Annotated in this window: 22 protein-coding genes; 8 read left to right on the forward strand and 14 right to left on the reverse strand. The window is 52.2% G+C overall.

What is annotated here, in order from left to right; genetic code table 11:
- Positions 1-57: 57 nt before the first annotated feature.
- From glnQ to rhtA, 5 genes are all read right to left on the reverse strand, one after another.
- The gene (glnQ, locus tag OGX97_RS17925; RefSeq protein WP_279850464.1) at positions 58-780 is read right to left on the reverse strand and encodes a glutamine ABC transporter ATP-binding protein GlnQ; all 723 of its coding nucleotides are present in this window, start codon (positions 778-780) and stop codon (positions 58-60) included.
- Complete coding sequence (gene glnP / locus OGX97_RS17930) at positions 777-1436, reverse strand: glutamine ABC transporter permease GlnP (RefSeq protein WP_003035248.1); 660 nt, start codon at positions 1434-1436, stop codon at positions 777-779. Before glnP ends, glnQ begins: the two co-directional genes overlap by 4 nt.
- Positions 1437-1573: 137 nt before the next feature.
- Positions 1574-2320: a glutamine ABC transporter substrate-binding protein GlnH gene (gene glnH, locus OGX97_RS17935; RefSeq protein WP_048235778.1), complete on the reverse strand. Its 747-nt coding sequence runs from the start codon at positions 2318-2320 to the stop codon at positions 1574-1576.
- A gap of 365 nt (positions 2321-2685) precedes the next feature.
- Positions 2686-3189 (reverse strand): DNA starvation/stationary phase protection protein Dps, encoded by a 504-nt coding sequence (gene dps / locus OGX97_RS17940; RefSeq protein WP_003035253.1) that lies wholly within the window; start codon positions 3187-3189, stop codon positions 2686-2688.
- A 303-nt stretch (positions 3190-3492) separates the two neighbouring features.
- A complete protein-coding gene (rhtA, locus tag OGX97_RS17945; protein ID WP_008784209.1) occupies positions 3493-4380 on the reverse strand; it encodes a threonine/homoserine exporter RhtA in 888 nt (295 codons plus the stop codon).
- A gap of 411 nt (positions 4381-4791) precedes the next feature.
- On the opposite strand from rhtA, the gene ompX reads away from it, so the two are divergent.
- Positions 4792-5307 (forward strand): outer membrane protein OmpX, encoded by a 516-nt coding sequence (gene ompX, locus OGX97_RS17950; RefSeq protein WP_048214619.1) that lies wholly within the window; start codon positions 4792-4794, stop codon positions 5305-5307.
- A 140-nt stretch (positions 5308-5447) separates the two neighbouring features.
- Here ompX and OGX97_RS17955 read toward each other — a convergent pair whose 3' ends face one another.
- Together OGX97_RS17955 and mntS are read right to left on the reverse strand one after the other, a co-directional pair.
- Positions 5448-7028 (reverse strand): phosphoethanolamine transferase, encoded by a 1581-nt coding sequence (locus OGX97_RS17955; RefSeq protein ID WP_048235776.1) that lies wholly within the window; start codon positions 7026-7028, stop codon positions 5448-5450.
- Between the two features lie 276 nt (positions 7029-7304).
- Complete coding sequence (gene mntS / locus OGX97_RS17960) at positions 7305-7433, reverse strand: manganase accumulation protein MntS (RefSeq protein WP_003831584.1); 129 nt, start codon at positions 7431-7433, stop codon at positions 7305-7307.
- A 186-nt stretch (positions 7434-7619) separates the two neighbouring features.
- Here mntS and mntR point away from each other — a divergent pair, with 186 nt between their 5' ends.
- Together mntR and OGX97_RS17970 are read left to right on the forward strand one after the other, a co-directional pair.
- Positions 7620-8093 (forward strand): manganese-binding transcriptional regulator MntR, encoded by a 474-nt coding sequence (gene mntR / locus OGX97_RS17965; protein ID WP_003831586.1) that lies wholly within the window; start codon positions 7620-7622, stop codon positions 8091-8093.
- Complete coding sequence (locus tag OGX97_RS17970) at positions 8090-9199, forward strand: anion transporter (RefSeq protein ID WP_235124450.1); 1110 nt, start codon at positions 8090-8092, stop codon at positions 9197-9199. The genes mntR and OGX97_RS17970 overlap by 4 nt, the downstream gene beginning before the upstream one ends.
- 94 nt (positions 9200-9293) lie before the next feature.
- On the opposite strand, the gene ldtB is transcribed toward OGX97_RS17970, so the two are convergent.
- Positions 9294-10214, reverse strand: a complete 921-nt coding sequence (ldtB, locus tag OGX97_RS17975) for a L,D-transpeptidase (RefSeq protein WP_008784213.1) — start codon at positions 10212-10214, stop codon at positions 9294-9296.
- A gap of 232 nt (positions 10215-10446) precedes the next feature.
- Between ldtB and OGX97_RS17980 the strand changes: the two genes are divergently transcribed.
- Entirely contained in the window at positions 10447-12039 is a 1593-nt protein-coding gene (locus OGX97_RS17980) for an ABC-F family ATPase (RefSeq protein WP_008784214.1), read from the forward strand.
- Between the two features lie 78 nt (positions 12040-12117).
- Here OGX97_RS17980 and OGX97_RS17985 read toward each other — a convergent pair whose 3' ends face one another.
- The 4 genes from OGX97_RS17985 to OGX97_RS18000 all read right to left on the reverse strand — a co-directional run bounded on the left by OGX97_RS17985 (position 12118) and on the right by OGX97_RS18000 (position 17910).
- Entirely contained in the window at positions 12118-13380 is a 1263-nt protein-coding gene (locus OGX97_RS17985; protein ID WP_103015135.1) for a DUF1479 domain-containing protein, read from the reverse strand.
- A gap of 152 nt (positions 13381-13532) precedes the next feature.
- A complete protein-coding gene (locus OGX97_RS17990; RefSeq protein ID WP_213752075.1) occupies positions 13533-14348 on the reverse strand; it encodes a Cof-type HAD-IIB family hydrolase in 816 nt (271 codons plus the stop codon).
- Between the two features lie 224 nt (positions 14349-14572).
- Positions 14573-17005, reverse strand: a complete 2433-nt coding sequence (locus tag OGX97_RS17995; protein ID WP_235124447.1) for a glycyl radical protein — start codon at positions 17003-17005, stop codon at positions 14573-14575.
- 5 nt (positions 17006-17010) lie between these two features.
- Positions 17011-17910 carry a glycyl-radical enzyme activating protein gene (locus OGX97_RS18000; RefSeq protein WP_279850465.1) on the reverse strand — a complete coding sequence of 300 codons (900 nt, stop codon included), beginning with the start codon at positions 17908-17910 and terminating at the stop codon, positions 17011-17013.
- 132 nt (positions 17911-18042) lie between these two features.
- Here OGX97_RS18000 and fsa point away from each other — a divergent pair, with 132 nt between their 5' ends.
- The gene (fsa, locus tag OGX97_RS18005) at positions 18043-18705 is read left to right on the forward strand and encodes a fructose-6-phosphate aldolase (protein ID WP_003836983.1); all 663 of its coding nucleotides are present in this window, start codon (positions 18043-18045) and stop codon (positions 18703-18705) included.
- An 86-nt stretch (positions 18706-18791) separates the two neighbouring features.
- Here the strand turns inward: fsa and moeB are convergent, their stop codons facing one another.
- A complete protein-coding gene (gene moeB / locus OGX97_RS18010) occupies positions 18792-19541 on the reverse strand; it encodes a molybdopterin-synthase adenylyltransferase MoeB (protein ID WP_071445071.1) in 750 nt (249 codons plus the stop codon).
- Positions 19541-20776, reverse strand: coding sequence for a molybdopterin molybdotransferase MoeA (gene moeA / locus OGX97_RS18015; protein WP_234692254.1), 1236 nt, complete (start codon positions 20774-20776; stop codon positions 19541-19543). The genes moeB and moeA overlap by 1 nt, the downstream gene beginning before the upstream one ends.
- 174 nt (positions 20777-20950) lie before the next feature.
- Here moeA and OGX97_RS18020 point away from each other — a divergent pair, with 174 nt between their 5' ends.
- The 3 genes from OGX97_RS18020 to gsiA all read left to right on the forward strand — a co-directional run bounded on the left by OGX97_RS18020 (position 20951) and on the right by gsiA (position 24754).
- Positions 20951-21739 (forward strand): aminoglycoside nucleotidyltransferase ANT9, encoded by a 789-nt coding sequence (locus tag OGX97_RS18020; protein ID WP_032942791.1) that lies wholly within the window; start codon positions 20951-20953, stop codon positions 21737-21739.
- A 191-nt stretch (positions 21740-21930) separates the two neighbouring features.
- Positions 21931-22896: a beta-aspartyl-peptidase gene (gene iaaA, locus OGX97_RS18025; protein WP_032942792.1), complete on the forward strand. Its 966-nt coding sequence runs from the start codon at positions 21931-21933 to the stop codon at positions 22894-22896.
- A complete protein-coding gene (gene gsiA, locus OGX97_RS18030) occupies positions 22883-24754 on the forward strand; it encodes a glutathione ABC transporter ATP-binding protein GsiA (RefSeq protein WP_279850466.1) in 1872 nt (623 codons plus the stop codon). Before iaaA ends, gsiA begins: the two co-directional genes overlap by 14 nt.
- The last annotated feature ends 3 nt before the right edge of the window (positions 24755-24757 follow it).

The following is a 24757-nucleotide window of genomic DNA, read 5'->3' on the forward strand; positions in this document are numbered from 1 at the left end:
TTGAAATGAGAGGATTCTGGTGAAAAACCTCCCTTCGGGCGAAGGGAGGTTGAGCTATCAGGAAACGTGCTGCAAGAATTCCTTTAAGCGTTGGCTGGGTGGATTTTCAATCAGGGCCTGCGGATTACCGTCTTCGGCAATTCGTCCCTTATCAATGAAAATCAGGCGTGAAGCCACTTTTTCGGCAAAGCCGATTTCGTGGGTCACAATCACCATGGTCATCCCTTCTTCCGCCAGGTCCTGCATCACTTTCAGAACTTCATGGCGCAGTTCAGGGTCGAGTGCTGAGGTTGGCTCATCAAACAGCATCATTTTCGGTTTTACTGCCAGCGCACGGGCGATAGCCACACGCTGTTGTTGACCACCGGACAGTTCAGAAGGGTAGTGATGTGCACGTTCGGCCAGACCCACTTTTGCCAGCAGCTCTTTCGCCAGTTTCTCGGCCTGTTCTTTATTCGCCCCGCGTACGCGCTGCGGTCCGAACATGACGTTTTCCAGTGCCGTCAGATGTGGGAACAGGTAGAACTGCTGAAACACCATTCCGGCTTCCTGACGGATTAAGCGCTCGTCTACCTTCGGATCGTTTACTTTCAGACCATCGACGATCAGATCACCGGAGGTTATCTCTTCCAGCTTGTTAATGCAGCGCAGCAGGGTAGATTTACCGGATCCTGACGGCCCGATAATCACCACGACTTCACCCTGCTGAATGTTCAGGTCAATATTGTGCAGCACCTGAGTTGGACCAAAGTGCTTAGAAACGTTTTTAAATTCAATCACAGGATTTTCATCCTTCTTTCCAGACGACGCAGAATGAAGCTCAGCACCAGCGTAATGATCAGATAGAACACCGCAACGGCGCTCCAGATTTCCAGTGCGCGGAAGTTACCGGCAATGATTTCCTGGCCCTGACGGGTCAGTTCAGCGACGCCAATGACAATAAACAGCGAGGTATCTTTAATGCTGATGATCCACTGGTTGCCTAGCGGTGGCAGCATACGACGCAGTGCGAGGGGTAAAATAACGTGGCGGATAGTCTCTGTGCGTGAAAGTCCAAGCGCCAAACCGGCTTCGCTGAACCCTTTATGGATTGAGAGCACCGCACCGCGGGTGATTTCCGCAATATAGGCCCCGGAGTTGATCATGATGGTGACAACGGCGGCGCTAAAGGGGTCAATGCGTAAATCGTTAAATGCCATTGGCAGAGCGAAGTAAATAAACATTACCTGCACAACGATTGGCGTACCGCGAATGACTTCGATAAACACCAGCGCTACGTGGTTGGCGATCCAACCGCCGAAAGTGCGCGCAAACCCTGCTGCAAGTCCGATTATCAGACCGCCAGCCAGACCGAGGACCGAGATCCACAGGGTCATTTTGGCGCCTTCAATCAAAAGCGGGATGGCGGGCCAGATGGCACTCCAGTCAAACTGCATATGTCGTTCCTGTTACCGTGGTGTAAATATTCAAATGCCCGTTTTGCCGGATGTGCTGTGCTTATCCGGCCTACAGGTCTCAAAAATCCAGGCGTAGGCCCGGTAAGCATCACGCTACCGGGCAACGCTGCCGGTTATTATTTAGGTTCAGTACCGAACCATTTTTTGTAGATTTCGTTGTAAGTACCGTTCTCTTTCAGCGTTTTCAGCGCGCCGTTCACTTTCTCACGCAGGTCGTCGCTGCCTTTCGGGAAGGCGATACCGTACTGCTGGGCTTCCAGCGATTCGCCTACAGCTTTGAACTGACCATTGCCAGCTGTTTTGATGAAGTAAAGAATGTTTGGTGTGTCGTGCAGTACAGCGTCTGCGCGGTTGGTGCCCAGTTCCATATATGCGTTATCGATATTCGGGAACTGACGCAGGTCTTTGGTTTTGATATTCGCTTTCGCGTAATCAACGGAACCGGTGCCGCTCTTAACTGCAACGACTTTACCATCCAGATCTTTTACGCTTTTGACGTCGTTGTTATTCGCTTTCACCATCACTAACAGACCGCTTTTGTAGTAGCCGTCGGAGAAGTCGATCGCTTTTTTACGCTCTTCGGTGATGGTGATACCTGCCAGTGCCAGGTCGATATTTTTGGTTTGCAGTGCCGGGATGATGCCGCTGAAATCCATCGGTTTCAGTTCATAATCCAGTTTCAGTTCTTTGGCCACGGCAGCCCACAGATCCACATCAAAACCAACGTATTTGTCACCCTGTTTGAATTCAAACGGTACAAACGCGGTGTCGGTTGCGACAACCAGTTTCTTGTCTGCGGCATGGGAGGACACCGCAAAAGCCAGGGTAAGTGCAGCCAGTGAAACTTTTAATACAGACTTCATAGGATTTCCTTTTATATCCACGGGGCGATCCCCTGCGAGAACATATGGCTTAATGAAAAAATCGTGCCAATTTTGCAACTCATTGTTTTAACAAGAGGGTGTCTCGTTTCTCTGCACAATAAGTAGGGCATAGCGAATAATCTGCACTGTTTTGGGGCACTCATTTGGTGCGAACCAGTCACGGTGCAAACGGTATGACTATTTAGCGTAAAAATTGTTGATAAAACAATCTTTCGTTAACGATTGTGTGAGGTGATTATTACAAATAATTTACTTTGGAGTGACGAATGATCAATGTTATGCACCATAGATGTGCAAAACCCCCGCCGGAGCGAGGGTTATATAGGTAATTCTTATGTCTGCTGTTACTCAATGTTGGCTTCGATAAACCACAGGAATTTATCGAGGTCGCGAGAAGCTGCGGTAAAGATATCCGCGGTATCTTCGTCTTTTGCTTCGCTGATAGCTTTACGTACGCTGTTTGCAACTACGGCATAACGTTCGGCCAGCTCTTTTAAGTGGTCCTGTACGCTATGGATATCCAGCGGGTAACTTTTCAGAGGCGTTTTGCTGTTAATAACCTGAGTTGTGCCCAGTGCCACACCGCCCAACTGTACGGCGCGTTCAGCCATGGTGTCGAGGTGATCGGTCAGAGCTGTACGGAAGCCATCCAGCATTTCATGTACTGCAATGAAGTTTGCACCGCGCATGTTCCAGTGAGCCTGTTTGGTGATCAATGACAGGTCAATGAACTGGATTACTTGCTGATTCAGCAGTTCTACGGTCGCTTTCTTTTCGCTATCAGACACATCGTTGCGGGTATAAAGGAGGGCGGATGCTTTTGTTTTTACCAGTTTCGCGGTACTCATATTTTCATATCCTCTTGATATTTATGTCCCAACTCTTCAACGGAATTAAGTATAGCGCTAAATTTGGATTTTTGTTTCCGGTGTTGCCTATCACTTTAATAGTGAAGACGAGGGTGAATATAAAATATCAAATAAAATCAATGTGATGAGGGTTTTGTTACTTGCGTGGTGTTATTTTTATGTTAATTTTAAGATTAAATGAAATATGCGGATGAGAAAATTATATTTATTAGAATTATTATCACGCAGATTTACAATTGGATATTCTGCATGATTATGCAAACCATGCAGAATAATACGTGGTTAATTCACGTCGACTTGTTTTATTTGTGGCTCTTTACGAATAGTGAGCGTAGAGCCCATTGATGCGACAATAATGGCGCCCAGAGCGAGCGTCTGGATAAGCGTCAACGTTTCACCGAGGAAGATCATTCCGGAAACCGCTGCCAGCGCGGGTTCCATGCTCATCAATGTACCGAAAGTACGCGTAGGCAGGCGCGTCAATGCAATCATCTCCAGTGAATAGGGAAGCGCAGTAGAGAGAACTGCAATGGCCAGGCCTAACGGCAGAATGGACCAGTGCCACAGGGCATCTCCGGCCTGGAGTGCGCCGATTGGAACAAATACCAGTGCTGCAATGAATGACCCTACTGCGACGGTTGCCGGACCGTGTTCCGCCCCGGCTCGCTGCCCGGTAAGAATATAGATGGCCCAGCAGGCGCCAGCCCCCAGCGCCAGCGCTGCGCCGGTTAAATCTACGTGAGAAACGTCCTGACCCAGAGGCAGCAGGAACCAGAGCCCGAGTACTGCCAACGCAACCCAAATGAAATCCACCGGGCGTCGGGATGAAAACAGCGCTACCGCGAGCGGGCCGGTAAATTCCAGCGCCACGGCGATTCCCAGTGGGACAGTTTGGATTGACAGGTAGAAAAGGTAGTTCATCCCGCCCAGAGACAGGCCATAAAACAGTAGCGGCAGGCGTTGTTCTTTAGCGAATCGTAAACGCCAGGGCTTAAAGAAAGCGATAAGAATGAGCGTACCCAGCGCAAGGCGCAGCGCGGTAACGCCCGGCGCACCGACGAGTGGGAACAAAGATTTTGCCAGTGATGCTCCGCTTTGAATGGAGGACATAGCAATAAGCAAAACCAAAATAGGCAACCAGACTGGCGCTTTACGTGACAACCCCGGCATCCTTTCTCCTGTCAAATGATGATTACACGTCTCCATCTGTGCCACGCTTCAGCATTGTTCCGACGCAGATGATTTTATGTATAGAAAAGTAAAACAGCGAGTGTAATGGAATTACGCTCAACTGGTTGAGTATTCGTTGAAAAAAAAATTGCTCAGTTCCGTACAATGGCATGAAAATGATGGATTAATAATCTGTGTGATTAGGAATGTTCTGGATGAATGTGCCATATTGTGCGCGCAATAATGGTATTTTCAGTTGAAAAAGTGATGTTAATTGAAAGAGATAGCGGGTTTTTGAAATGTTCTGTTACATGAAAGACCCCGTTAGACATCGCGAATCGCAAAGAGTTTCCCATCAATTTTTGGTATATTTAAAACTTAAGATTTACTTGAAGCACATTTGAGGTGGTTATGAAAAAAATTGCATGTCTTTCAGCACTGGCCGCTGTTCTGGCTTTCTCCGCAGGTACTGCTGTAGCTGCTACTTCTACCGTTACCGGTGGTTACGCTCAGAGCGATGCTCAGGGCGCAGCGAACAAAATGAACGGTTTCAACCTGAAGTATCGCTACGAGCAGGACAACAACCCGCTGGGTGTTATCGGTTCCTTCACTTACACTGAAAAAGATCGTACCGATGCTTCTGGCGACTACAACAAAACCCAGTACTACGGCATCACTGCTGGTCCGGCTTACCGTCTGAACGACTGGGCAAGCATCTATGGTGTAGTGGGTGTTGGTTACGGTAAATTCCAGAACGCAGCATCTCCGGCTGACAACCACAGCACCAGCGACTACGGTTTCTCTTACGGTGCTGGTCTGCAGTTCAACCCGATCGAAAACGTTGCTCTGGACTTCTCCTACGAGCAGAGCCGTATTCGTAGCGTTGACGTTGGCACCTGGATTGCTGGCGTGGGTTACCGCTTCTAATCACTTCGGTGATATGAAAAATCCGCCTCTTGGGGCGGATTTTTTTTGCGTGTAATGCAGGAAGGAATGTCGTTGTAGGCCTGATAAGCGCAGCGCATCAGGCATCGGTAGCAAAATGTCTTATCCGGCCTACAAGCGTATTATTTGGTTGAGAAAATATCGGTACCCAGATGGTTGTAGTCCACCTTCTGCAGTTTGAAGTTGGTGATGTACACCGGCCCGGCTTTTTTCTCTGAGATAAAGCGGTAGTTGTTGGTGATTTCTTTTGCGCTTATCCCCGTCCACTGCGAGAAAAAGCTGAGGAAATCATTGGCGGAGCGACGGGCTTTAATCACCCGATGCGCTTTATCATCGCTCGACAGCACCATGAAAGGCACCTGGAAATTCTGCTGGAACTGATCGTCATGCGCCAGGTACTGCACCTCTTTTCCCCGCTCTTTAAACGCGAGGCCATGATCGGAGAAATAGACCATCGAGAAGCTATTACCGCTGTTACGTAACTGCTCGTAAAGCTGGCGCAGCAGGTCATCCGTCTGCGTCATGGTGTACAGATAACAAGATGTCTCTTTTGACTGGACGAAAGTCTCGTATTTACCCTGCGTTCGGTCACAGGCCTGCGGATGCGAGCCCATTAAATGCAGCACGATGAGCTGTGGCTGGGTGCGCTCGGTTGCCAGCACCTGGGCAGTCATCTTCAACAGCGCTTCGTCACGGGTGTTTTTATCCGCTTCGAAGTCACCGCTTTTGAGGAACTGAACCTCATCAGCGCGCTTCGCAATGCTGGCGATGGCCGTATCGTATTCACCAATCTGTCCCTGATTGGAAAACCACCATGTCTGAAAGCCCGCGCGGTTAGCCAGGGTGACAAAGTTATCCTGGAACTGGGGTTTATTATCCACTACCCGATTAAGCGTTAAGCCGAGCGATTTTTGCGTTGAACCGCTGGCAGCAATGTAATCCGCAAAGATATAGCCGTTAACGGAGCTGGCAAACGGGGTGTTATCCCAGTGACCGCCAAACGCGCCTAACGCATCGCGGCGGGCGCTTTCACCGATTACCACGACGTAGGTGTGATACTTCGGTTTAACGGCGGTTACCGTCCAGCTGTCTTTTACGCTCGACAGTTTCGCCATACGCTCTTGTTCGTCGAGCACTTCGTTGTTATTGACGATAACGTCCTTGGCGAAACGGAAAACCGGATAGCCAGTGTCTTTCAGCTTGAACACGCCGCCCCAGGCCAGGTTTTGTACCGGGGTAACAAAGAATGCGACAACGCTAAACAGCAAACAAATGCTGTCGAACTTATTCCAGCTGCGCTGCTGCACATCTTTTTTACGGCGTACGGCGATAACGCCAAGGGCAAAAATAAACACCCCAACCAGATAACTGTACCAGGGGAAGATGGTCAGGATCTCGGTTGACTCTTCCATATTGGTTGAGTGCAGCGCCAGCAAGGTATTGAAGTTCGGTGAGCCGTAAGCCTGGCCGAACGGAAAGTACATTGCCGCAATGAGTGAGCAAATGCCAATCAGTGCTTTCTGCGCGCGCGGCGCGCTACGCCACAGCAGCATCAATATACAGGTGAAAGCAACGCTATAGAGCAGGCTAAGCGGATAGCCCAGAGCAAGGTTTATTAGCAGAGACTGTAAGAAATAGAGGCCAGTCCACGGACTAATTGCCCGGCTACGAGCAATGATTGAATCTTTGAGGGTTAAATTCATATGCCACTGTTACAAAAACGCCATGTGCTTACCCTGGCGCTAAGGGTCATTGCCTGCCTGAGAGAGCGAGAAGAGGGATAGGGTCCGCATCCGCGAGCCGCAATATACGCAGGGCTGCGAAAAGATAGAGTGTGCGCAAGAGAAGGTCAACTACTACAAAGAAATTGTTTTGCGAGGGACGTGGCAAAACTGACAAAAAGAAGGGTTATTGAGACGAAAACCACCACCGTACCCGAATGACGGCAGGAAAATGAAGCGGCGTACCGCGACGCCGCATTATTTTTCTGAAGGTTTATCCTGCTCTGGTTTGCTGTTAATCATGTCACACAGCATAGAGATCAGCATCAACCGTACTTTAAAGGGAGAGTGACTAAACACGCGTATGCACCTCTTAAATTCATTCATGTAAACCTCCTGACTTCACAATCCCATCAGTCCTTGAGGGATGTCTTTATTATATACAGATATAGCACAGGCTATATTATATAGCTATTGCTAAAACGTTAATTTTTTGTGCCCACGCAACTCTGGTTTACAATGAGCGCTCTCTAATCAGATGCCGTTAACGCGTCACAGTAACGAGGAAGCAGAATGAGTCGTCGCGCAGGTATGCCAACAACAAAAAAAGTGACGCAATTGGTGAATGTCGAAGAACACGTTGAAGGATTTCGTCAGGTCCGGGAGGCGCATCGCCGCGAACTGATTGATGACTACGTAGAGCTGATTTCCGATCTCATTATTGAGGTGGGTGAAGCGCGCCAGGTGGATATGGCCGCGCGACTTGGGGTTTCCCAGCCGACGGTTGCTAAAATGCTTAAGCGCCTTGCTTCAGTCGGATTGATTGAAATGATCCCGTGGCGTGGGGTGTTTTTAACCGCAGAAGGTGAACGACTAGCCCAGGAGAGCCGGGAACGTCATCAGATTGTGGAAAATTTCCTGTTGATGTTAGGCATCAGCCCGGAAATTGCCCGTCGCGACGCGGAGGGGATGGAGCATCACGTCAGTAAGGAAACGCTGGAGGCTTTTAGCCGGTTTACGCAACAGCAAGGAACTGGCTCTGAATGAGTTTTCCTTTATTACGTGCCTTACAGCGCGATCGTTTTTTCCAGCTGTTAATCATCGTTGGGGTTGTACTGAGTCTGTTCACGCCATTTACGCCCCGGTCCTGGCCAGGGGCAATTGACTGGCACACGATTATCACGCTTAGCGGCCTGATGTTACTGACCAAAGGCGTGGAGCTAAGCGGTTATTTCGATGTGTTAGGTCGCAATATGACCCGCCGCTTCAAAACAGAGCGCCAGCTGGCGATATTTATGGTGCTGGCGGCGGCGTTGTTGTCGACGTTTCTGACCAACGACGTTGCATTGTTTATTGTTGTTCCGCTGACCATCACCCTGAAAAAATTATGTGCCATTCCGGTGAATCGCCTGATTATCTTTGAGGCGCTGGCGGTAAACGCCGGATCGTTGCTTACGCCAATAGGTAATCCGCAAAACATTCTGATGTGGGGACGCTCAGGCTTATCGTTTACCGCGTTTACCTGGCAAATGGCGCCGCTTGCGGGGGCCATGATGCTGACGCTGGTGGTGCTGTGCTGGTTCAGTTTTCCGCATAAAGCATTGCACTATCATACCGGTACGCGCGCGCCTGACTGGCAACCACGCCTGGTATGGAGCTGTCTGGCGCTGTATATCATCTTCCTGGCGGCGCTGGAGTTAAAGCAAGAGCTGTGGGGTCTGGCGATTGTGGCGGCAGGGTTCATGGTGCTGGCGCGTCGCGTGATCCTCAGCGTGGACTGGACGTTGCTGTTAGTGTTTATGGCGATGTTCATTGATGTGCATTTGTTGACGCAGCTCCCGGCCTTGCAGGGCATTACCCACCAAATTGGCACGCTCTCAGCGCCGGGACTTTGGTTGACGGCTATTGGCCTGTCGCAGTTTATCAGTAATGTGCCGAGTACGATTTTGCTGCTGAACTATGTCCCGCCGACGCTGTTGCTGGCCTGGGCGGTTAATGTGGGCGGCTTCGGGCTGTTGCCGGGATCTCTGGCGAATCTCATTGCGTTACGGATGGCAAACGACCGACGGATCTGGTGGCGTTTTCATTGGTATTCGGTACCGATGCTGATATGGGCGGCGCTGGTGGGGTATGGTTTGCTGCTGTTGATGTAATTGATGTGGTATGCCGGATGGCGGCTGGCGCCTAATCCGGCCTACTGCGTTGGTAGGCCCGATAAGCGTAGCGCCATCGGGCATATATAGCAGATTAGTTCAAACGAACCGGCATACCTGAACGGTTCTGTACCGCCTGCTCAACGACGGCCTGATCGACGTCAGACTGACCGGTGATGCTGGTAATGCTCTTGGTCAGGGTAATCGGTACGATTTCTCCGCCTTCGAACTGTGCTTCAGTCGTAGACAGTGGGTTATGTACTTCGATGTAACGGCTGCCGTCTGGTTCGGTAGTGGCTTTTACCGGCTCATCAATAAACTGTACACGGGTGCCGACTGGCACATTTTCAAACAGGAATTTGATGTCGTCGTTACGCAGACGCACGCAACCGTGGCTGACGCGTAAGCCTACGCCGAAGTTAGCATTGGTGCCGTGGATAGCATACAGGCGACCGATATACAGCGCGTACAGTCCCATCGGGTTATCCGGACCTGCCGGAACAACGGCTGGCAGCGGTTCGCCCGCAGCGCGGTATTCCGCATGCATTTTCGCCGTTGGCGTCCAGGTTGGGCCCGCTTTTTTACGTTCTACTTTGGTGGTCCAGTTGATTGGCGTGTCTTTGCCCAGCTGGCCGATACCGATCGGCAGAACAATTACGGTGTTGGTGCCTTTCGGGTAGTAGTACAGACGCATTTCAGCGCTGTTGATAACAATACCTTCATGCACGGTATCCGGCAGGATCAACTGCTGAGGAATGTTCAGCACGGTGCCGCCTTTCGGCAGGAAGGTATCCACGCCCGGGTTGGCTTCCAGCATGTTAGACAGACCCATCTGATACTCTGCCGCAAAATACTCCAGCGGTTGGGTGTTGCCTTCAGGAATAGTAATGACCTGGTTTTGGCCAATCAAACGGCTACCATCAGTCGGCAGCGGGTACGTGACGGCTGAAGCGGTATTACAAAAACCAACTATTGCGAGTGCCGCCGCGAAAAGCGTTGTTAATTTCATATTCATATTCATGTATGCGAGATTCAGTGCCAGGCAGGCTAGTGGGTTGAGATTTATGTAGTGTTGGGCACGCATTATATGTGCAATCTGAGCAACAAGGAATTCGGATGTGTACTAAATCACATTTTTTTCCTTTTGGTTTCACTTTTTCCCTTCCGCATGAAGACGCGATCTTCTTGCAGACTTATGGCATAATAAGCGGTTTGTCACATATTTCTTTCTCTTTCAGGATACGCCAGTGTTAGTTTCCAGCAACGTCACCATGCAGTTCGGCAGTAAGCCGCTGTTTGAAAATATTTCCGTCAAATTTGGCGGCGGCAACCGTTACGGCCTGATTGGCGCGAACGGTAGCGGTAAATCCACTTTTATGAAAATTCTCGGCGGCGACCTCGAACCGACGCTGGGTAACGTTTCCCTCGATCCTAACGAGCGCATTGGTAAGCTGCGCCAGGATCAGTTCGCCTTTGAAGAGTTCACCGTACTTGACACCGTGATCATGGGTCACGCTGAACTGTGGGAAGTGAAGCAGGAGCGCGATCGCATTTACGCTCTGGCCGAGATGAGCGAAGAAGACGGCTATAAAGTTGCTGACCTCGAAGTTCAGTATGGCGAAATGGACGGCTACTCTGCGGAAGCGCGTGCGGGTGAACTGCTGCTGGGCGTAGGTATTCCGGTAGAACAGCATTACGGCCCGATGAGCGAAGTCGCGCCCGGCTGGAAGCTGCGTGTGCTTCTGGCACAGGCGCTGTTCTCTAACCCGGACATTCTGCTGCTCGACGAACCAACGAACAACCTGGATATCGACACCATCCGCTGGCTGGAGCAGACGCTGAACGAGCGTGACAGCACCATGATCATCATTTCGCACGACCGTCACTTCCTGAACATGGTCTGTACGCACATGGCGGATCTGGACTACGGCGAACTGCGTGTTTATCCGGGTAACTACGACGAATATATGACGGCGGCAACCCAGGCGCGTGAACGTCTGCTGGCCGATAACGCCAAGAAGAAAGCACAGATTGCCGATCTGCAATCCTTCGTCAGCCGCTTTAGCGCCAACGCGTCTAAATCTCGACAGGCGACTTCTCGTGCGCGTCAGATTGATAAGATTAAGCTCGACGAAGTGAAGGCATCCAGCCGTCAGAACCCGTTCATCCGCTTCGAACAGGATAAGAAACTGTTCCGTAACGCGCTGGAAGTGGAAGCGCTGGCGAAAGGTTTTGATGAAGGCCCGCTGTTTAAAAACTTCAACCTGCTGCTGGAAGTAGGGGAGAAGGTTGCCATCATTGGTGCCAACGGCGTGGGTAAATCCACCATGCTGAAAACGTTGGTTGGCGACTTGCAGCCGGACAACGGTACCGTTAAGTGGTCTGAAAACGCCCAGGTCGGTTACTACGCGCAGGATCATGAATACGAGTTCGAAAACGATCTGACCGTTTTCGAATGGATGAGCCAGTGGAAACAAGAAGGCGATGATGAGCAGGTCGTACGTAGCTTCCTTGGCCGTCTGCTGTTCAGCCAGGACGATATCAAGAAACCTGCGAAAGTGCTCTCTGGTGGTGAAAAAGGACGCATGCTGTTCGGTAAGCTGATGATGCAGAAACCGAATATCCTGGTTATGGATGAACCGACCAACCACCTGGATATGGAATCTATCGAGTCGCTGAACATGGCGCTGGAAATGTACCAGGGCACGCTGATCTTCGTTTCTCACGACCGTGAGTTCGTCAGCTCGCTGGCAACCCGCGTGATTGAAATTACGCCGGAACGCGTAATCGACTTCACCGGTAACTACGAAGATTACCTGCGTAGTAAAGGCGTCGAATAATTATCCCGTCGTTCTCGTGTTACAGGTGTGATGGTTGCACCTGTAACACGAGATACTTAGGGATAAGGGTATATAAAATTAAACAATCCCCAGCGCGCGTTTGCCGTGGATATTCAAATCCTCCAGCGTGAAGCGTCCTTCCCAGTTAGTTTCATAATCCTCCCGTGGAAAATCACCCGGCGACGCACCTTTTTCCAGCGCGGCCTTCACTTTGTGGGCGTAGGCCAGATTCTTTTCGCACATCGGTGCGGCAGGAATGTACATCACGTTACCCCAACCCTGCTGATTTTCCACCGGTGCGACGGAGTGAATCACATCACAATGCCACCAGACGGAGTCTCCTGCGTCCAGTTGTGGAATGCTGGTTAACGCTTCAATCAGCAGAGGATGCCATTGCGTAGAAATCGGCAGCACCCGGCCGGGCGCGACGCCGCAAAGTTCATCTTCTGGCACATCGTCAAGCAATGGGCGTAACAGCACATACGCCATCGCTTCAGGGATCGGGACCACATGCAACAATCCCTGACCTGGCAGCATATCGGACAGTGCAGTCCAGCCCTGGAAGGTACGGAATACCGAACATTTGGTGGTGTTATCCACCGTGTACTCTTCTACCTCGGTGCGATGCGCCGCCTGCCACGGATCGTAATCTTCCAGCTTGCCATTGAAAACATGAGCAAAGACCTGCTGATATGCCGGAAGAAGCCAGCGTTCCAGCGCGCCGGAATCCGTATGCGCGCCCAGCCCTTTGGACGTGGTTCCCGGCGGTCGACGGCGAATGCGGTCAGGGTAAATAACGCTGATATCCGGGTTAAACCATTGTTTACCTTCGCTTGTAAAGGTCCACAAACGATTGAGGAACGACTGTGCATTGGCCATTTCTTCACTCTGGCGAGCCTGCATCTGCGCCTGGGACCAGTAGATGGGGTAGATTTCAGGCCGTGATGCGCTCAGAGTACCGAAGAAATTATCGCCGGGTCCTTTATAGACGTCGTCAAAGTGGTTGCGGTCCAGATAGTCCAGCATTGAGCTGTCCCATCCGAGAGCCTGTTCGCGAGGGAAATGACCTTTAATGACTGCGCATCCGCGACGCTTAATTTCTTCACGCTGCTCTGCACTTACGTGGCCCGCTTTGATATCTGCATAAGATATCACCGGCCACACCGGGGCACCTTGCGCTTTGAGGGCGTTGATTTCCGCCACGCGGGTGGCGATAGCATCGCTCAACTGATTGAAGATTAACTGAACATCCCCAAGCTGTGCCCGCAGTTGCTGTTTCATCTGCCGGATTGCCGCTTTGTGATCGGCGGGCAGCGTGTCGCTGGTAAAAGTAAAAGCCATATCCACCTCGCATTAACTTTCATTCGAAACTTAACTAACTTACAGATGATAATATAAGTTAAAATTTAGTTAACGCAAGTTTAAAACTTGATGGAGTGAGCAAAATAGAAAAAGAGTGAAAACCGGGATGAGGGATACCCCGGTTGGCAGGATTAGACGTTAAAAGGGGAGGTGTTATCCAGCACAGCCTGAATTACGTTCAGCGCGCCCTGATGGTTATTGTCGTCGGTCTGATAGCGAGCAATCGCTTTGATATTCTCTGCCGCGTTGGCCATGGCGAAAGAGTAGTGCGCCATTTTCAGCATTTCCGCATCGTTTCCGCTATCGCCAATGGCGACTACGTTTTGCGGTGACAGGTTCCAGCGTTTAAGCAGGCGGCTGATCCCGTTGGCTTTATGTAGGCCCGGAATGATCAGATCGATAAACCCGAAGCCGCTGGTGACGGGCTTCATGATGCCGTCCAGCGCAGCATGCAGGTGATCGATAACCAATGGGATTTGTTGGTCCGGTAAATTTAGCGAGAACTTGAACAGCACATCGTCGATATCCTGATAATCCTTTACGGGTTTCAGGCGATGGTAGTGTTTTGACATCAATGCGACAAAGGACTCTGGCGCATTTTCGCTAACGTAAGCGCTTTGCAGCCCGCAAGCCACAAAGTTGAGCTGCTTATCTTTTAGCAGTTCACCAATGACAATACGGGATTCGTGGCGGGTAAGCTCGCCGTGAAACAGCTGCTTGCCATGCTCATAAACCAGCGCGCCATTCTCAGCGACAAACGATATTTCGTCTTTAAGTTCCGGGAAAAAGGAGATCAACTGGTAATACTGGTTGCCGCTGGCCACGACAAATTCGATATTTCGTTTTTTCAGTTCCTGATACTGCGCCATAAAACGTGCACGATCGTATTTCTTGGCGTCGTCGAGAAAAGTTCCGTCCATATCGGTGACGATAACTTTGATGGTCATAAAGATAGGCTCCTGGCGATTACTGCAACCAGAAACATTCTAATAACAATGTGACCTGTAGCACAAATTTAATTTCGAATGAAAGTAAAAAGCTGGGTGGTAGCTTAGCCTTACCCGGCTACGGGGAGAATCGTTGTAGGCCGGATAAGCGTCAGCGCATCCGGCAATGGGAAGGTTAGCGTGCCGGATGGCGGTGTGGAATCTCATCCGGCCGACAATATTGTTTACAGCATATGCTCAGTACGCGCGATGATGTCGTCTTGCGCATCCGGAGAAAGCGCAGTGAAGAAGGCGGAATAACCTGCTACACGGACCACCAGGTCACGATATTGATCCGGGTGTTTTTTGGCTTCCAGCAGCGTTTCACGGGAGACAATGTTGTACTGAATATGCCAGCCTTTGTGCTCTTCGAAGAAGGTACGCAGCAGGATCATCAGCTTTTGCTTATCGGATTCATTTTCCAGCGTGGCCGGGTTGAGCTTCTGATTTAACAGCACGCCGCCGAGAATCGAACCGGTCGGCAGTTTACCCACCGAACCAATTACCGCCGTTGGGCCGAGATGGTCCGTACCGGAAGCCGGGCTTGCGCCTTCTGCCAGCGGAGTGTGTGCTTTACGGCCATCCGGCGTTGCCATCGTTGCTGCGCCGAACGGCACGTTTGCCGAAATAGACGAGGTCCCGGCGTAGTAATTGCCGCCAACCGGGCCACGTCCGTAACGCGGATTATGATACTGTTTCAGTTCATCGATATAGGTCTGATAAGCGCGGGCCAGTAGCGTATCAACGCTATCGTCATCGTTGCCGTATTTTGGCGCGCCGTTGATCAGTCGTTGGCGTAACTGCTCATGGGTCAGACCGTCAAAATCATCGGCCAGCGCAGCGGCCAGCTGTTGTTGACCAATAGCTCCCTGTTCAAAGACCAGTTTCTTCACTGCTGCCAGGCTGTTACCGAGGTTGGCAATACCCACCTGCAAACCAGATACCCAGTCATACTTCGCGCCGCCTTGCTTAATGCTTTTCGCCCGTTCAATGCAGTCGTCTACCAGCGCAGAACACAGAATATCGTGCACGTTCTCTTCCAGCATGGTGTCGACGACATACTCAATTTCTATGGATTTACGCGTGTAGTAGCGGATTTGCGTATCCCAGGCATCCATCACTTCGTCGAAATTGTTGAAGTTACCAGCCGAGAGCGCTTTTTCCTGCGGCAGGAAGACTTTGCCGCTGGTGGCATCGCGTCCGCCTTCCAGCGCCGCCAGCATCACGCGGGCAAAGTTAATAAAGCTCATGCCGGTACAACGGTAGCCCCATTTGCCGCCAACGGCGGTTTCGATGCAACCAATAGCCGCATAGTCATAGGCGTCTTGCGGTTCAATACCAAGCTTTATAAATTCAGGTATGACGATTTCATCGTTGTTAAAGGCTGGCATCCCGAAACCGCAGCGGATCACCTGCACACAGGCATCAAGGAAGTCATTACTCATCCCCGCGTGATAACGCACGCTCAGGTTTGGCTGCGTAGAACGCAGACGGCCGCAGGACTCCAGAATCGCGTAGGAGAGCGGGTTGACGGCATCCATCGGCTGGCCGTTGACCAGGTTTTGACCACCAATGGTCACGTTCTGATACAGCGGACTGCCCGCCGAGGCTTTGGAGTGGGAACCGGAGCGGATTTTGTTCACTTCCAGCAGCTTCAGCCAGCAGCTGTGCAGCAGCTCAATGGCGTGCTCGCGATCCAGCGACTGATTCAGCTCCACATCACGACGGTAGAAAGGATAGAGATACTGATCCATGCGACCAAACGACACTGAATGGCCGTTCGACTCAATTTGCAGGATCAACTGGATGAAGTAGCACAACTGCAGCGCCTGCCAGAACGTTTTAGGCGGTTCATGAGCAATCACATCACAGTTTTCCGCCATGGTCAGCAGTTCCTCGCGACGGCTGGCGCGGGTCTCCGTAGATGCCATTTTGCGTGCCAGCGCGGCAAAGCGCTCAATGTGCAGACTGACGGCTTCCAGCACGATATCAATAGCTTTCAGGAACTGATCGCCATGGAGGTCTTCCAGACAAGTCAGGTTGATACGGGAGCGACGTTCATCGACTTTGTGGCGCAGTCCGTCGAGACCTTTTTCCAGCAGCAGCGGGAAGTTCACCGCCAGGTGTGCGTCGCCGGAGGTCATGTTACCTTCGGCTTTGATAATACCGGTTTCCAGCAGCCCTTTCTGCTCATCAGTGAACATCCCGTAGCAGCGATCCTGCACGGTTTGACCACGCCACCATGGGCACACCTCATGCAATACACGTTTGTTCTCTTCGCTTACCGCAAAGCCTGCGCCCGGTCTGTCGGCGAGGTCGTCGATCTCTTTTTCAATCCAGGAGACGGTGTATTCCGGGAAAATAGGCGCGGCACGCACTTCGCTTGCCTGGTTACCAATGATCAGTTCGTCATGTTTGATCCAGATGGTGCGTTCCGCCAGATGATGGGCTAGTGCCAGTGCACGACGTACCGGGATAGGCTTATCCAGGTGTTGCTGATACATCTCGGTATAGTGCTGGGCGCGCTCGGTACAAACCGGTGGTTTCACGATGTGGATCAGGGCCGTTTTATGCGCTTTGATACGGTCGCTGAGTGTGTCCAGTTTCAGAGTGGTCATGGCGATTATCCTCGTAGGGTCGCGGTTAAACCTTTAAGGCTGGCGTACTGCTGGGCAAATTCGAGCAGTGCTGGCGCATCAAGCGGTTTATCCGGTGCGTTGTAGGGTTGACTGAGTAAGTGGTATTTGTTGATGCCCAGGGTGTGGTAGGGCAAAAAATGGATCTCACCGACGTGAAGCTCATCGGCGGCAAAATCGGTAATGGCTTGAATAGCAGCTTCGTCTGCGTTGAATCCCTGAATCAGCGGTACGCGGATAATCATTTTTTTACCGGCGGCAGCCAGTTTTTTTAGATTTTCCAGTACGCGAGAGGCACGCCCATCGGTCCATTGTTTAAACGGCGTATCTGCAACGTGTTTTAGATCTGCCAGAATCAGATCGACGTCAGGTAATGATGGTTCAATATACTTCCACGGGACATGCAAACAGGTTTCCACCGCGGTATGAATGCCTGCGTCGTGGCTGGCTTTGAGCAAAGCAGCTGCCAGCTCTGGCTGCATAAACGGTTCACCGCCGGACAGGGTGAGGCCTCCGCCACTGCGGTCGTAAAACGTTTTATCTCGCAATACGGTCGCCATGATATCGTCCACGCTTTTTACCTCTCCGCAGACGGTTAACGCCTGAGTCGGACAGCAGTCGGTCAGTACGGTGAGTGCGTCATCGGTCAGTTTTTCGCGATGAATAAGTAATCCGCCCAGCGCCCGTTCAATCACCGCGGGTGCAGCCTGAGCACAGAGATCGCAACCGTCGAGGCACAAACGCGCGTCATAAAGCAGGTCCTGCGTGCGGGCGCGGCTTTCCGGATTCTGGCACCACCGACAGCCCAGGGAGCATCCCTTAAGAAACACCACCGTACGGATCCCGGGGCCATCATGCGTGGAGTAGCGCTGGATATTGAAAATCATAAGCGACCTCTTTTCTTTCGTATAAAGATTAAATTACTTTCGAATGAAAGTTATATTGACATACGTCAACTAACCGTGAGGTTTCGCCGTGCTACCTTTTATTCATGCTAATTATTCGTTTGAGGAAAGGTTATGGAACTCTATTTAGATACGTCTGATGTTGATGCGGTAAAAGCTCTGGCGCGCATTTTCCCGCTGGCAGGGGTGACCACTAACCCGAGCATTGTGGCGGCAGGGAACCAGACGCTGGAAGTACTACTGCCGCAACTGCAGGAAGCGATGGGAGGGCAAGGGCGTCTGTTTGCTCAGGTGATGGCGACCACCGCCGAAGGGATGGTCAGCGATGCGCGTAAGCTGCGGGCAATCATTGCTGATATCGTGGTCAAAGTGCCGGTGACAGCAGAAGGTCTGGCGGCTATAAAATTGCTGAAAGAAGAAGGGATCCCGACGTTGGGTACTGCGGTATACGGTGCAGCTCAAGGGTTATTGGCTGCTCTGGCGGGTGCGGAATACGTTGCGCCATACGTTAACCGCGTGGATGCGCAAGGAGGGGATGGCATTCAGACGGTGACCGACCTGCAGACGTTACTGAAAATGCATGCCCCGCACGCCAAAGTACTGGCAGCCAGTTTTAAAACACCGCGTCAGGCGCTGGATTGTCTGCTGGCGGGCTGCGAGTCCATCACGCTACCGCTGGACGTTGCTCAGCAGATGATTAGCTCTCCGGCGGTTGATGCTGCCGTCGCGAAGTTTGAGCACGACTGGCAGAGCGCATTTGGACGCACGTCGATCTGATGTTGTTGCCGGGTGGCGCTAACGCTTACCCGGCCTACGTTGGAGCTGTTGTAGGTCGGGTAAGGCGAAGCCGCCACCCGACTTTTTTACTGCCCACAAACCTCACACCCCGGGTTGCGCATCAGCTTCATTTCGCGAAACTGACAGGTCATGGCATCGTACATGACGATTTTTCCGGATGCCGGTTTACCGTAGTTTGCCAGTAGCTTAATGGCTTCCATCGCCTGTAACGATCCAATCACGCCGATCAGCGGGGACATCACTCCGGCTTCTACGCAGGTCAGGGCATTTTCACCGAACAGACGACTCAGGCAACGGTAGCAGGGCTCACCGTCCTGGTATGTAAATACGGTAATTTGTCCTTCCATGCGAATAGCTGCACCGGAAACCAGCGGGACTCTGGCGGCAAAACATCCGGCATTCAGCTGATTGCGGATGCTGACGTTATCCGTACAGTCCAGCACCAAATCGTGTTCGGTAATAAGCGCGTGAATCTCGCTATCGTCAAGCAGCGCATTCACCGGCGTAATGGCGATATAAGGGTTAATCCGCGCCAGCGCGTCACGGGCGGATAGCACTTTGGGTTGCCCGACGGTTGCATCGCTGTGCAGCGTCTGGCGTTGGAGGTTCGACACGGAGACCGTGTCAAAGTCGAGCAGGGTTAAATGCCCGACGCCAGCGCCCGCAAGGTACTGGGTTGCTGCGCATCCCAGTCCCCCCAGACCAACGACCAGTACCCGCGCATCTTTGAGCGCTTCCTGACCTTCGAAATCGAAGCCGCGCAGAATGATTTGCCGGTTATAGCGCATCATCTCCTGGTCGCTGAGTTCCGCCATTACAGGCCTCCAAACAGTGCGTTAAACGGCTCGACCTCAACCCATTCTCCGGCCTCAACGTTACCGCGATCGCGCTCCAGCACGATAAAGCAGTTGCCCTGGCTAAAGGAGCTAAAAATATGCGAGCCCTGGTGTCCGGTGGTGGTGACTTCCAGTTCGCCTTCCGCGGTACGCTGCAATACACCACGTTGAAAATCCAGACGCCCTGGCGTTTTCTTCAGGCGTGAGGCTGTGCGCACGCACTGGCGCGGAGGTAACCCACAGGCGGTGTTGCCGCTGAGTTTCGCCAGCAGCGGTTGCACCAGCTGATAAAAGGTGAGGGCCGCAGAAACCGGATTACCCGGCAGGCCGCAAAACCAGCTGTTGCTCAGTTTACCAAACGCGAACGGTTTACCGGGTTTGATGGCCAGCTTCCAGAAGGCAATTTCTCCCAGCTCTTCCAGAATGGTTTTGGTGTAATCCGCTTCGCCTACCGAAACGCCGCCAGAGCTGATGACGACGTCGGCCTGGCTGTCGGCTTCGATAAACGCGGCCCGCAGCGCGTTGGGATCGTCGCGAATAATTCCTAAGTTGATCACTTCGCAGCCCAGTTGCTGCAGCATCAGGTGAACGGTCAGACGGTTTGTGTCATAAATCTGCCCGTCGCCCAGCGGTTGACCCGGCAGTTGCAGCTCATCACCGGTGGAGAACAACGCCACGCGAACTTTGCGAACAACCGGTACTTCGGCAATGCCGAGCGAGGCCAGAACAGGAAGCTCGGCAGTTGTCAGACGAGTTCCGGTAGGGAATACCACCGCGCCGTTTGCGATATCTTCACCGCGCAGACGAATATTTTGTCCGCTGCGGACTTCGGCGGTAAAACGTACACCGTCGTCAGTTTGTTCCGTTTGCTCCTGCATCACCACCGCTTCACAACCGGCAGGCACCGGGGCACCGGTCATAATGCGGATGCAGGTTCCCGCAGGCCACTCGCCGTGGAATGGTTGACCAGCAAAGGCTTTGCCAGCCACCGCAAGAGGCTGGTCTGATTGTAAATCGGCTAATCGCACCGCATAGCCATCCATTGCCGAGTTATCGAATCCCGGCACATCAATCGGGGAGATGACGTCGGTGGCCAGAATGCGGCCAAAGCATTGAACCAACGGCAGCGTTTCGACGGCGGTGAGTGGGGTAATACGCGAAAGCATCTGAGAGAGAGCCGTTTCAAGCGGCATCAGTCCGGCGGTAAATTCCATGAGAAGACTCCTGCGGGGCAAAATCGAATCCGCTCATTATGTCAGAAAATGGACGCGGACAGTATGCTACCTCAGGCTTAGGATCCGATCTGAGACAGGTTTTCTGCCAGAGAATAGCTCTACAGGAAAAATGCACTATAGACTCATTATTTCTGCTTTTTTCCAGGAGGCTAAATGGCTGCGACTATCCCGAATTCAATTCGACAACAGGTGAATGCCGCCAGTGCACTGATTGCGCGGATTATAGAGGGCGACCTGGTTGCTGTTCATTTGTATGGCTCTGCTGTTGAAGGTGGCTTAAAGCCCCAAAGCGATATCGATTTACTGGTTACCATTAGGCAGCCACTGAATACCCGGCAAAGAAAAGATCTGATGCAGGGTTTTCTGGAAATATCAGCACCGCCTGGCAGCGTTGATAGCTATCGGGCGCTGGAAGTGACCATTGTGGTCTATTCACAACTTGTGCCGTGGCGATTCCCACCGTCAAGAGAAATGCAATTTGGCGAATGGTTGCGTGACGATATTCGCGCGGGAATTGTTGAACCGAGACAGGTGGATCCTGATCTTTCCATCCTGCTGACCCAGGCCCGGCGCGCCAGCGTAGCGTTGTTCGGTGAACCCGCTGAGACGTTATTCAACGTCATCCCTTTTAGCGATGTCGTGCAAACGTTTCGGCATATCCTTGATATGTGGCAGAAACCGGGCGATTTAGAGGGTGACGAGCGAAATATCATCCTTACTCTGGCGCGTATTTGGTACAGCGTAGTTACGGGCAATATTGTCGCTAAAGATGAAGCTGCCTCCTGGCTTATACCGCAATTACCCGATGAGTATGCTGATACGCTGCAAGCCGCACGTGCAGAATACCTGGGGTTAACCAAAAAGAACTGGGCTGCGTCTATGCCATCTGTTGAACGCTTTGTGTTTTATGCAAAAAAACAGATTGCCGATCGGCTTGAATAATATATTCAACGATGTTGGAAGATACTCTTTCTGTTTAACTCATCTAAATAACCTGATGGGATGGGGCGTGAGGTACGGGCCTTTACCTTTACATGACGTCTGCATCTTTCTATATTCAAAAATCGAATCAATAAGTCACAGAAATTCTGATATTTATAACCCCGGTACCTGCCACCTAATGGACGAAAAAAATGGGTAAAGCAGTCATTGCAATTCACGGCGGCGCAGGGGCTATCACCCGTTCGCAGCTGAGTCAGGAGCAAGAGTTGCGTTATATTCAGGCGCTGTCGGATATCGTTGAAACCGGTCAGCGGATGCTTGAGGACGGTCGTAACGCACTGGATGTCGTTACCGAAGCCGTGCGCCTGCTGGAAGAGTGTCCGTTGTTTAATGCCGGAATTGGCGCGGTGTATACCCGTGATGAAACCCATGAACTGGATGCCTGCGTGATGGACGGTAACACGCTTAATGCGGGAGCCGTCGCCGGAGTCAGCCATTTACGCAATCCGATTCTCGCGGCGCGCCTGGTAATGGAACACAGCCCACACGTCATGATGATAGGTGAAGGGGCTGAAAACTTTGCCATTGCGCAGGGTATGGAGCGCGTATCAGCGGATATTTTCTCGACGCCAGAACGCTATGCTCAACTACTGGCGGCGCGAACAGCGGGTGAAACGGTACTGGACCATAGCGCGAGCCCGCTGGATGAAAACAACAAAATGGGTACCGTGGGGGCGGTCGCGTTAGATATGTTTGGCAATCTGGCGGCCGCAACATCGACCGGGGGGATGACCAACAAATTACCGGGGCGGGTGGGTGACAGTCCGTTGGTCGGCGCAGGCTGTTATGCCAATAACGCAAGTGTGGCAGTCTCCTGCACCGGAACCGGGGAAGTCTTTATTCGTGCGCTGGCGGCCTATGACATTGCGGCGTTGATGGACTATGGCGGCCTGAGTTTATCCGAAGCGTGTGAACGCGTCGTGATGGAAAAATTACCGGCGCTTGGCGGCAGTGGCGGTTTAATTGCTATCGATCATGAGGGCAATGTCGCCTTGCCGTTTAATAGCGAAGGCATGTACCGCGCCTGGGGATATGCAGGCGATACGCCAACCACCGGTATTTATCGGGAAAAAGGAGATAGCGTTGCCACACAGTGATGAGCTTGATGCCAGCGACGTGCTGGCAGTCAGCAATCTGAATATTGCCTTTGAACAGGAACAGCAACGTGTCAGCGCAGTGCGTAATCTGTCATTTCGCCTGAAGCGTGGCGAAACGCTGGCGATTGTTGGTGAGTCCGGTTCAGGAAAGTCGGTAACGGCCTTGTCGCTGATGCATCTGATTGAACAAGCAGGCGGCGAGGTAAGCTGCGATGAAATGCTGCTGCGACGCCGCAACCGGCAGGTTATTGAGCTGGGTGAACAGAGCGCATCACAAATGCGTCACGTGCGCGGTGCGGATATCGCGATGATCTTCCAGGAGCCTATGACATCGCTCAATCCGGTGTTTACCGTGGGCGAGCAAATTGCCGAGTCTATACGCTTGCACCAGGGCGCCAGCCATGAAGAGGCGATGGTAGAAGCGAAGCGGATGCTCGATCAGGTGCGTATCCCCGAGGCGAAGGCGATTTTATCGCGTTATCCACACCAGCTTTCCGGCGGTATGCGCCAGCGGGTGATGATTGCCATGGCACTGTCGTGTCGCCCTGCGGTTTTAATTGCCGATGAGCCGACGACCGCGCTGGATGTCACCATTCAGGCGCAGATCCTGCAACTGATAAAAGTGTTGCAGCAGGATATGTCGATGGGAGTGATCTTCATAACCCACGATATGGGCGTTGTGGCGGATATTGCAGACCGCGTGCTGGTGATGTATCAGGGCGAGGCGGTAGAAACCGGCAGCGTTGAACAAATTTTTCACGCTCCCCAGCATCCCTATACCAAAGCGCTGTTGGCAGCCGTGCCGCAGCTTGGGGCGATGAACGGGCATGAGCTTCCGCGCCGTTTCCCGCTCATTTCATTGCACGATCCCAGCCATGTAGAACCGCAGACCGAGCAGGACACCGTGGTTGAAGGCGAGCCTATTCTGCGGGTGCGTAATTTGGTGACGCGTTTTCCTCTGCGCAGCGGCATTCTAAATCGCGTGACTCGCGAGGTGCATGCAGTGGAAAACGTCAGTTTTGACCTGTGGCCAGGAGAAACGCTCTCGCTGGTGGGGGAGTCGGGCTGCGGGAAATCCACCACCGGGCGGGCGCTGCTGCGTCTGGTTGAGTCTCAGCGTGGAGAAATCATTTTCAACGGACAGCGTATTGATACCCTTGCTGCCAGCAAGTTGCAGCCGCTGCGTCGGGATATTCAGTTTATCTTCCAGGATCCGTATGCTTCGCTCGATCCGCGCCAGACCGTGGGATATTCCATTCTGGAGCCGCTACGGGTACATGGGTTATTGCAGGGCGATGCGGGGTCAAAACGGGTTGCATGGTTGTTGGAACGTGTAGGCTTGCTACCTGAGCATGCCTGGCGCTATCCGCACGAGTTTTCCGGCGGTCAGCGTCAGCGTATCTGTATTGCACGGGCATTGGCGCTCAATCCCAAAGTGATTATTGCCGATGAATCTGTCTCGGCGCTGGATGTTTCAATTCGTGGGCAAATCATCAACCTGATGCTCGACCTGCAGCGAGAATTGGGTATCGCATACCTGTTTATTTCCCACGATATGGCGGTAGTGGAACGGATCAGTCATCGTGTGGCGGTAATGTATCTGGGGCAGATCGTTGAGATAGGCACCCGACAGGCGGTGTTTGAAAATCCGCAACATCCGTACACTCGCAAGCTGATGGCGGCGGTTCCGGTCGCCGATCCATCCCATCACCGTCCCCAGCGCGTGCTGTTGTCGGACGATATCCCCAGCAATATTCGTAAACGTGGCGAAGAGATTTCCCCCGTATCACTCCAGTTAGTTGGTCCGGGGCATTATGTAGCGCGTCCGCTACCAGAAAATGCGCTTTCGCGTTTATAACAG

The sequence above is a fragment of the Citrobacter sp. Cpo061 genome, assembly GCF_030332845.1.
In the GTDB taxonomy this organism is placed as follows: Bacteria; Pseudomonadota; Gammaproteobacteria; order Enterobacterales; family Enterobacteriaceae; genus Citrobacter; species Citrobacter portucalensis.

Coding starts and splice junctions, on each gene's coding strand:
- glnP (WP_003035248.1), bottom strand. CDS start 1,436: ATGCAGTTTGACTGGAGTGCCATCTGGCCCGCCATCCCGCTTTTGATT.
- glnH (WP_048235778.1), bottom strand. CDS start 2,320: ATGAAGTCTGTATTAAAAGTTTCACTGGCTGCACTTACCCTGGCTTTT.
- dps (WP_003035253.1), bottom strand. CDS start 3,189: ATGAGTACCGCGAAACTGGTAAAAACAAAAGCATCCGCCCTCCTTTAT.
- rhtA (WP_008784209.1), bottom strand. CDS start 4,380: ATGCCGGGGTTGTCACGTAAAGCGCCAGTCTGGTTGCCTATTTTGGTT.
- ompX (WP_048214619.1), top strand. CDS start 4,792: ATGAAAAAAATTGCATGTCTTTCAGCACTGGCCGCTGTTCTGGCTTTC.
- OGX97_RS17955 (WP_048235776.1), bottom strand. CDS start 7,028: ATGAATTTAACCCTCAAAGATTCAATCATTGCTCGTAGCCGGGCAATT.
- mntS (WP_003831584.1), bottom strand. CDS start 7,433: ATGAATGAATTTAAGAGGTGCATACGCGTGTTTAGTCACTCTCCCTTT.
- mntR (WP_003831586.1), top strand. CDS start 7,620: ATGAGTCGTCGCGCAGGTATGCCAACAACAAAAAAAGTGACGCAATTG.
- OGX97_RS17970 (WP_235124450.1), top strand. CDS start 8,090: ATGAGTTTTCCTTTATTACGTGCCTTACAGCGCGATCGTTTTTTCCAG.
- ldtB (WP_008784213.1), bottom strand. CDS start 10,214: ATGAATATGAAATTAACAACGCTTTTCGCGGCGGCACTCGCAATAGTT.
- OGX97_RS17985 (WP_103015135.1), bottom strand. CDS start 13,380: ATGGCTTTTACTTTTACCAGCGACACGCTGCCCGCCGATCACAAAGCG.
- OGX97_RS17990 (WP_213752075.1), bottom strand. CDS start 14,348: ATGACCATCAAAGTTATCGTCACCGATATGGACGGAACTTTTCTCGAC.
- OGX97_RS17995 (WP_235124447.1), bottom strand. CDS start 17,005: ATGACCACTCTGAAACTGGACACACTCAGCGACCGTATCAAAGCGCAT.
- OGX97_RS18000 (WP_279850465.1), bottom strand. CDS start 17,910: ATGATTTTCAATATCCAGCGCTACTCCACGCATGATGGCCCCGGGATC.
- fsa (WP_003836983.1), top strand. CDS start 18,043: ATGGAACTCTATTTAGATACGTCTGATGTTGATGCGGTAAAAGCTCTG.
- moeB (WP_071445071.1), bottom strand. CDS start 19,541: ATGGCGGAACTCAGCGACCAGGAGATGATGCGCTATAACCGGCAAATC.
- moeA (WP_234692254.1), bottom strand. CDS start 20,776: ATGGAATTTACCGCCGGACTGATGCCGCTTGAAACGGCTCTCTCTCAG.
- OGX97_RS18020 (WP_032942791.1), top strand. CDS start 20,951: ATGGCTGCGACTATCCCGAATTCAATTCGACAACAGGTGAATGCCGCC.
- iaaA (WP_032942792.1), top strand. CDS start 21,931: ATGGGTAAAGCAGTCATTGCAATTCACGGCGGCGCAGGGGCTATCACC.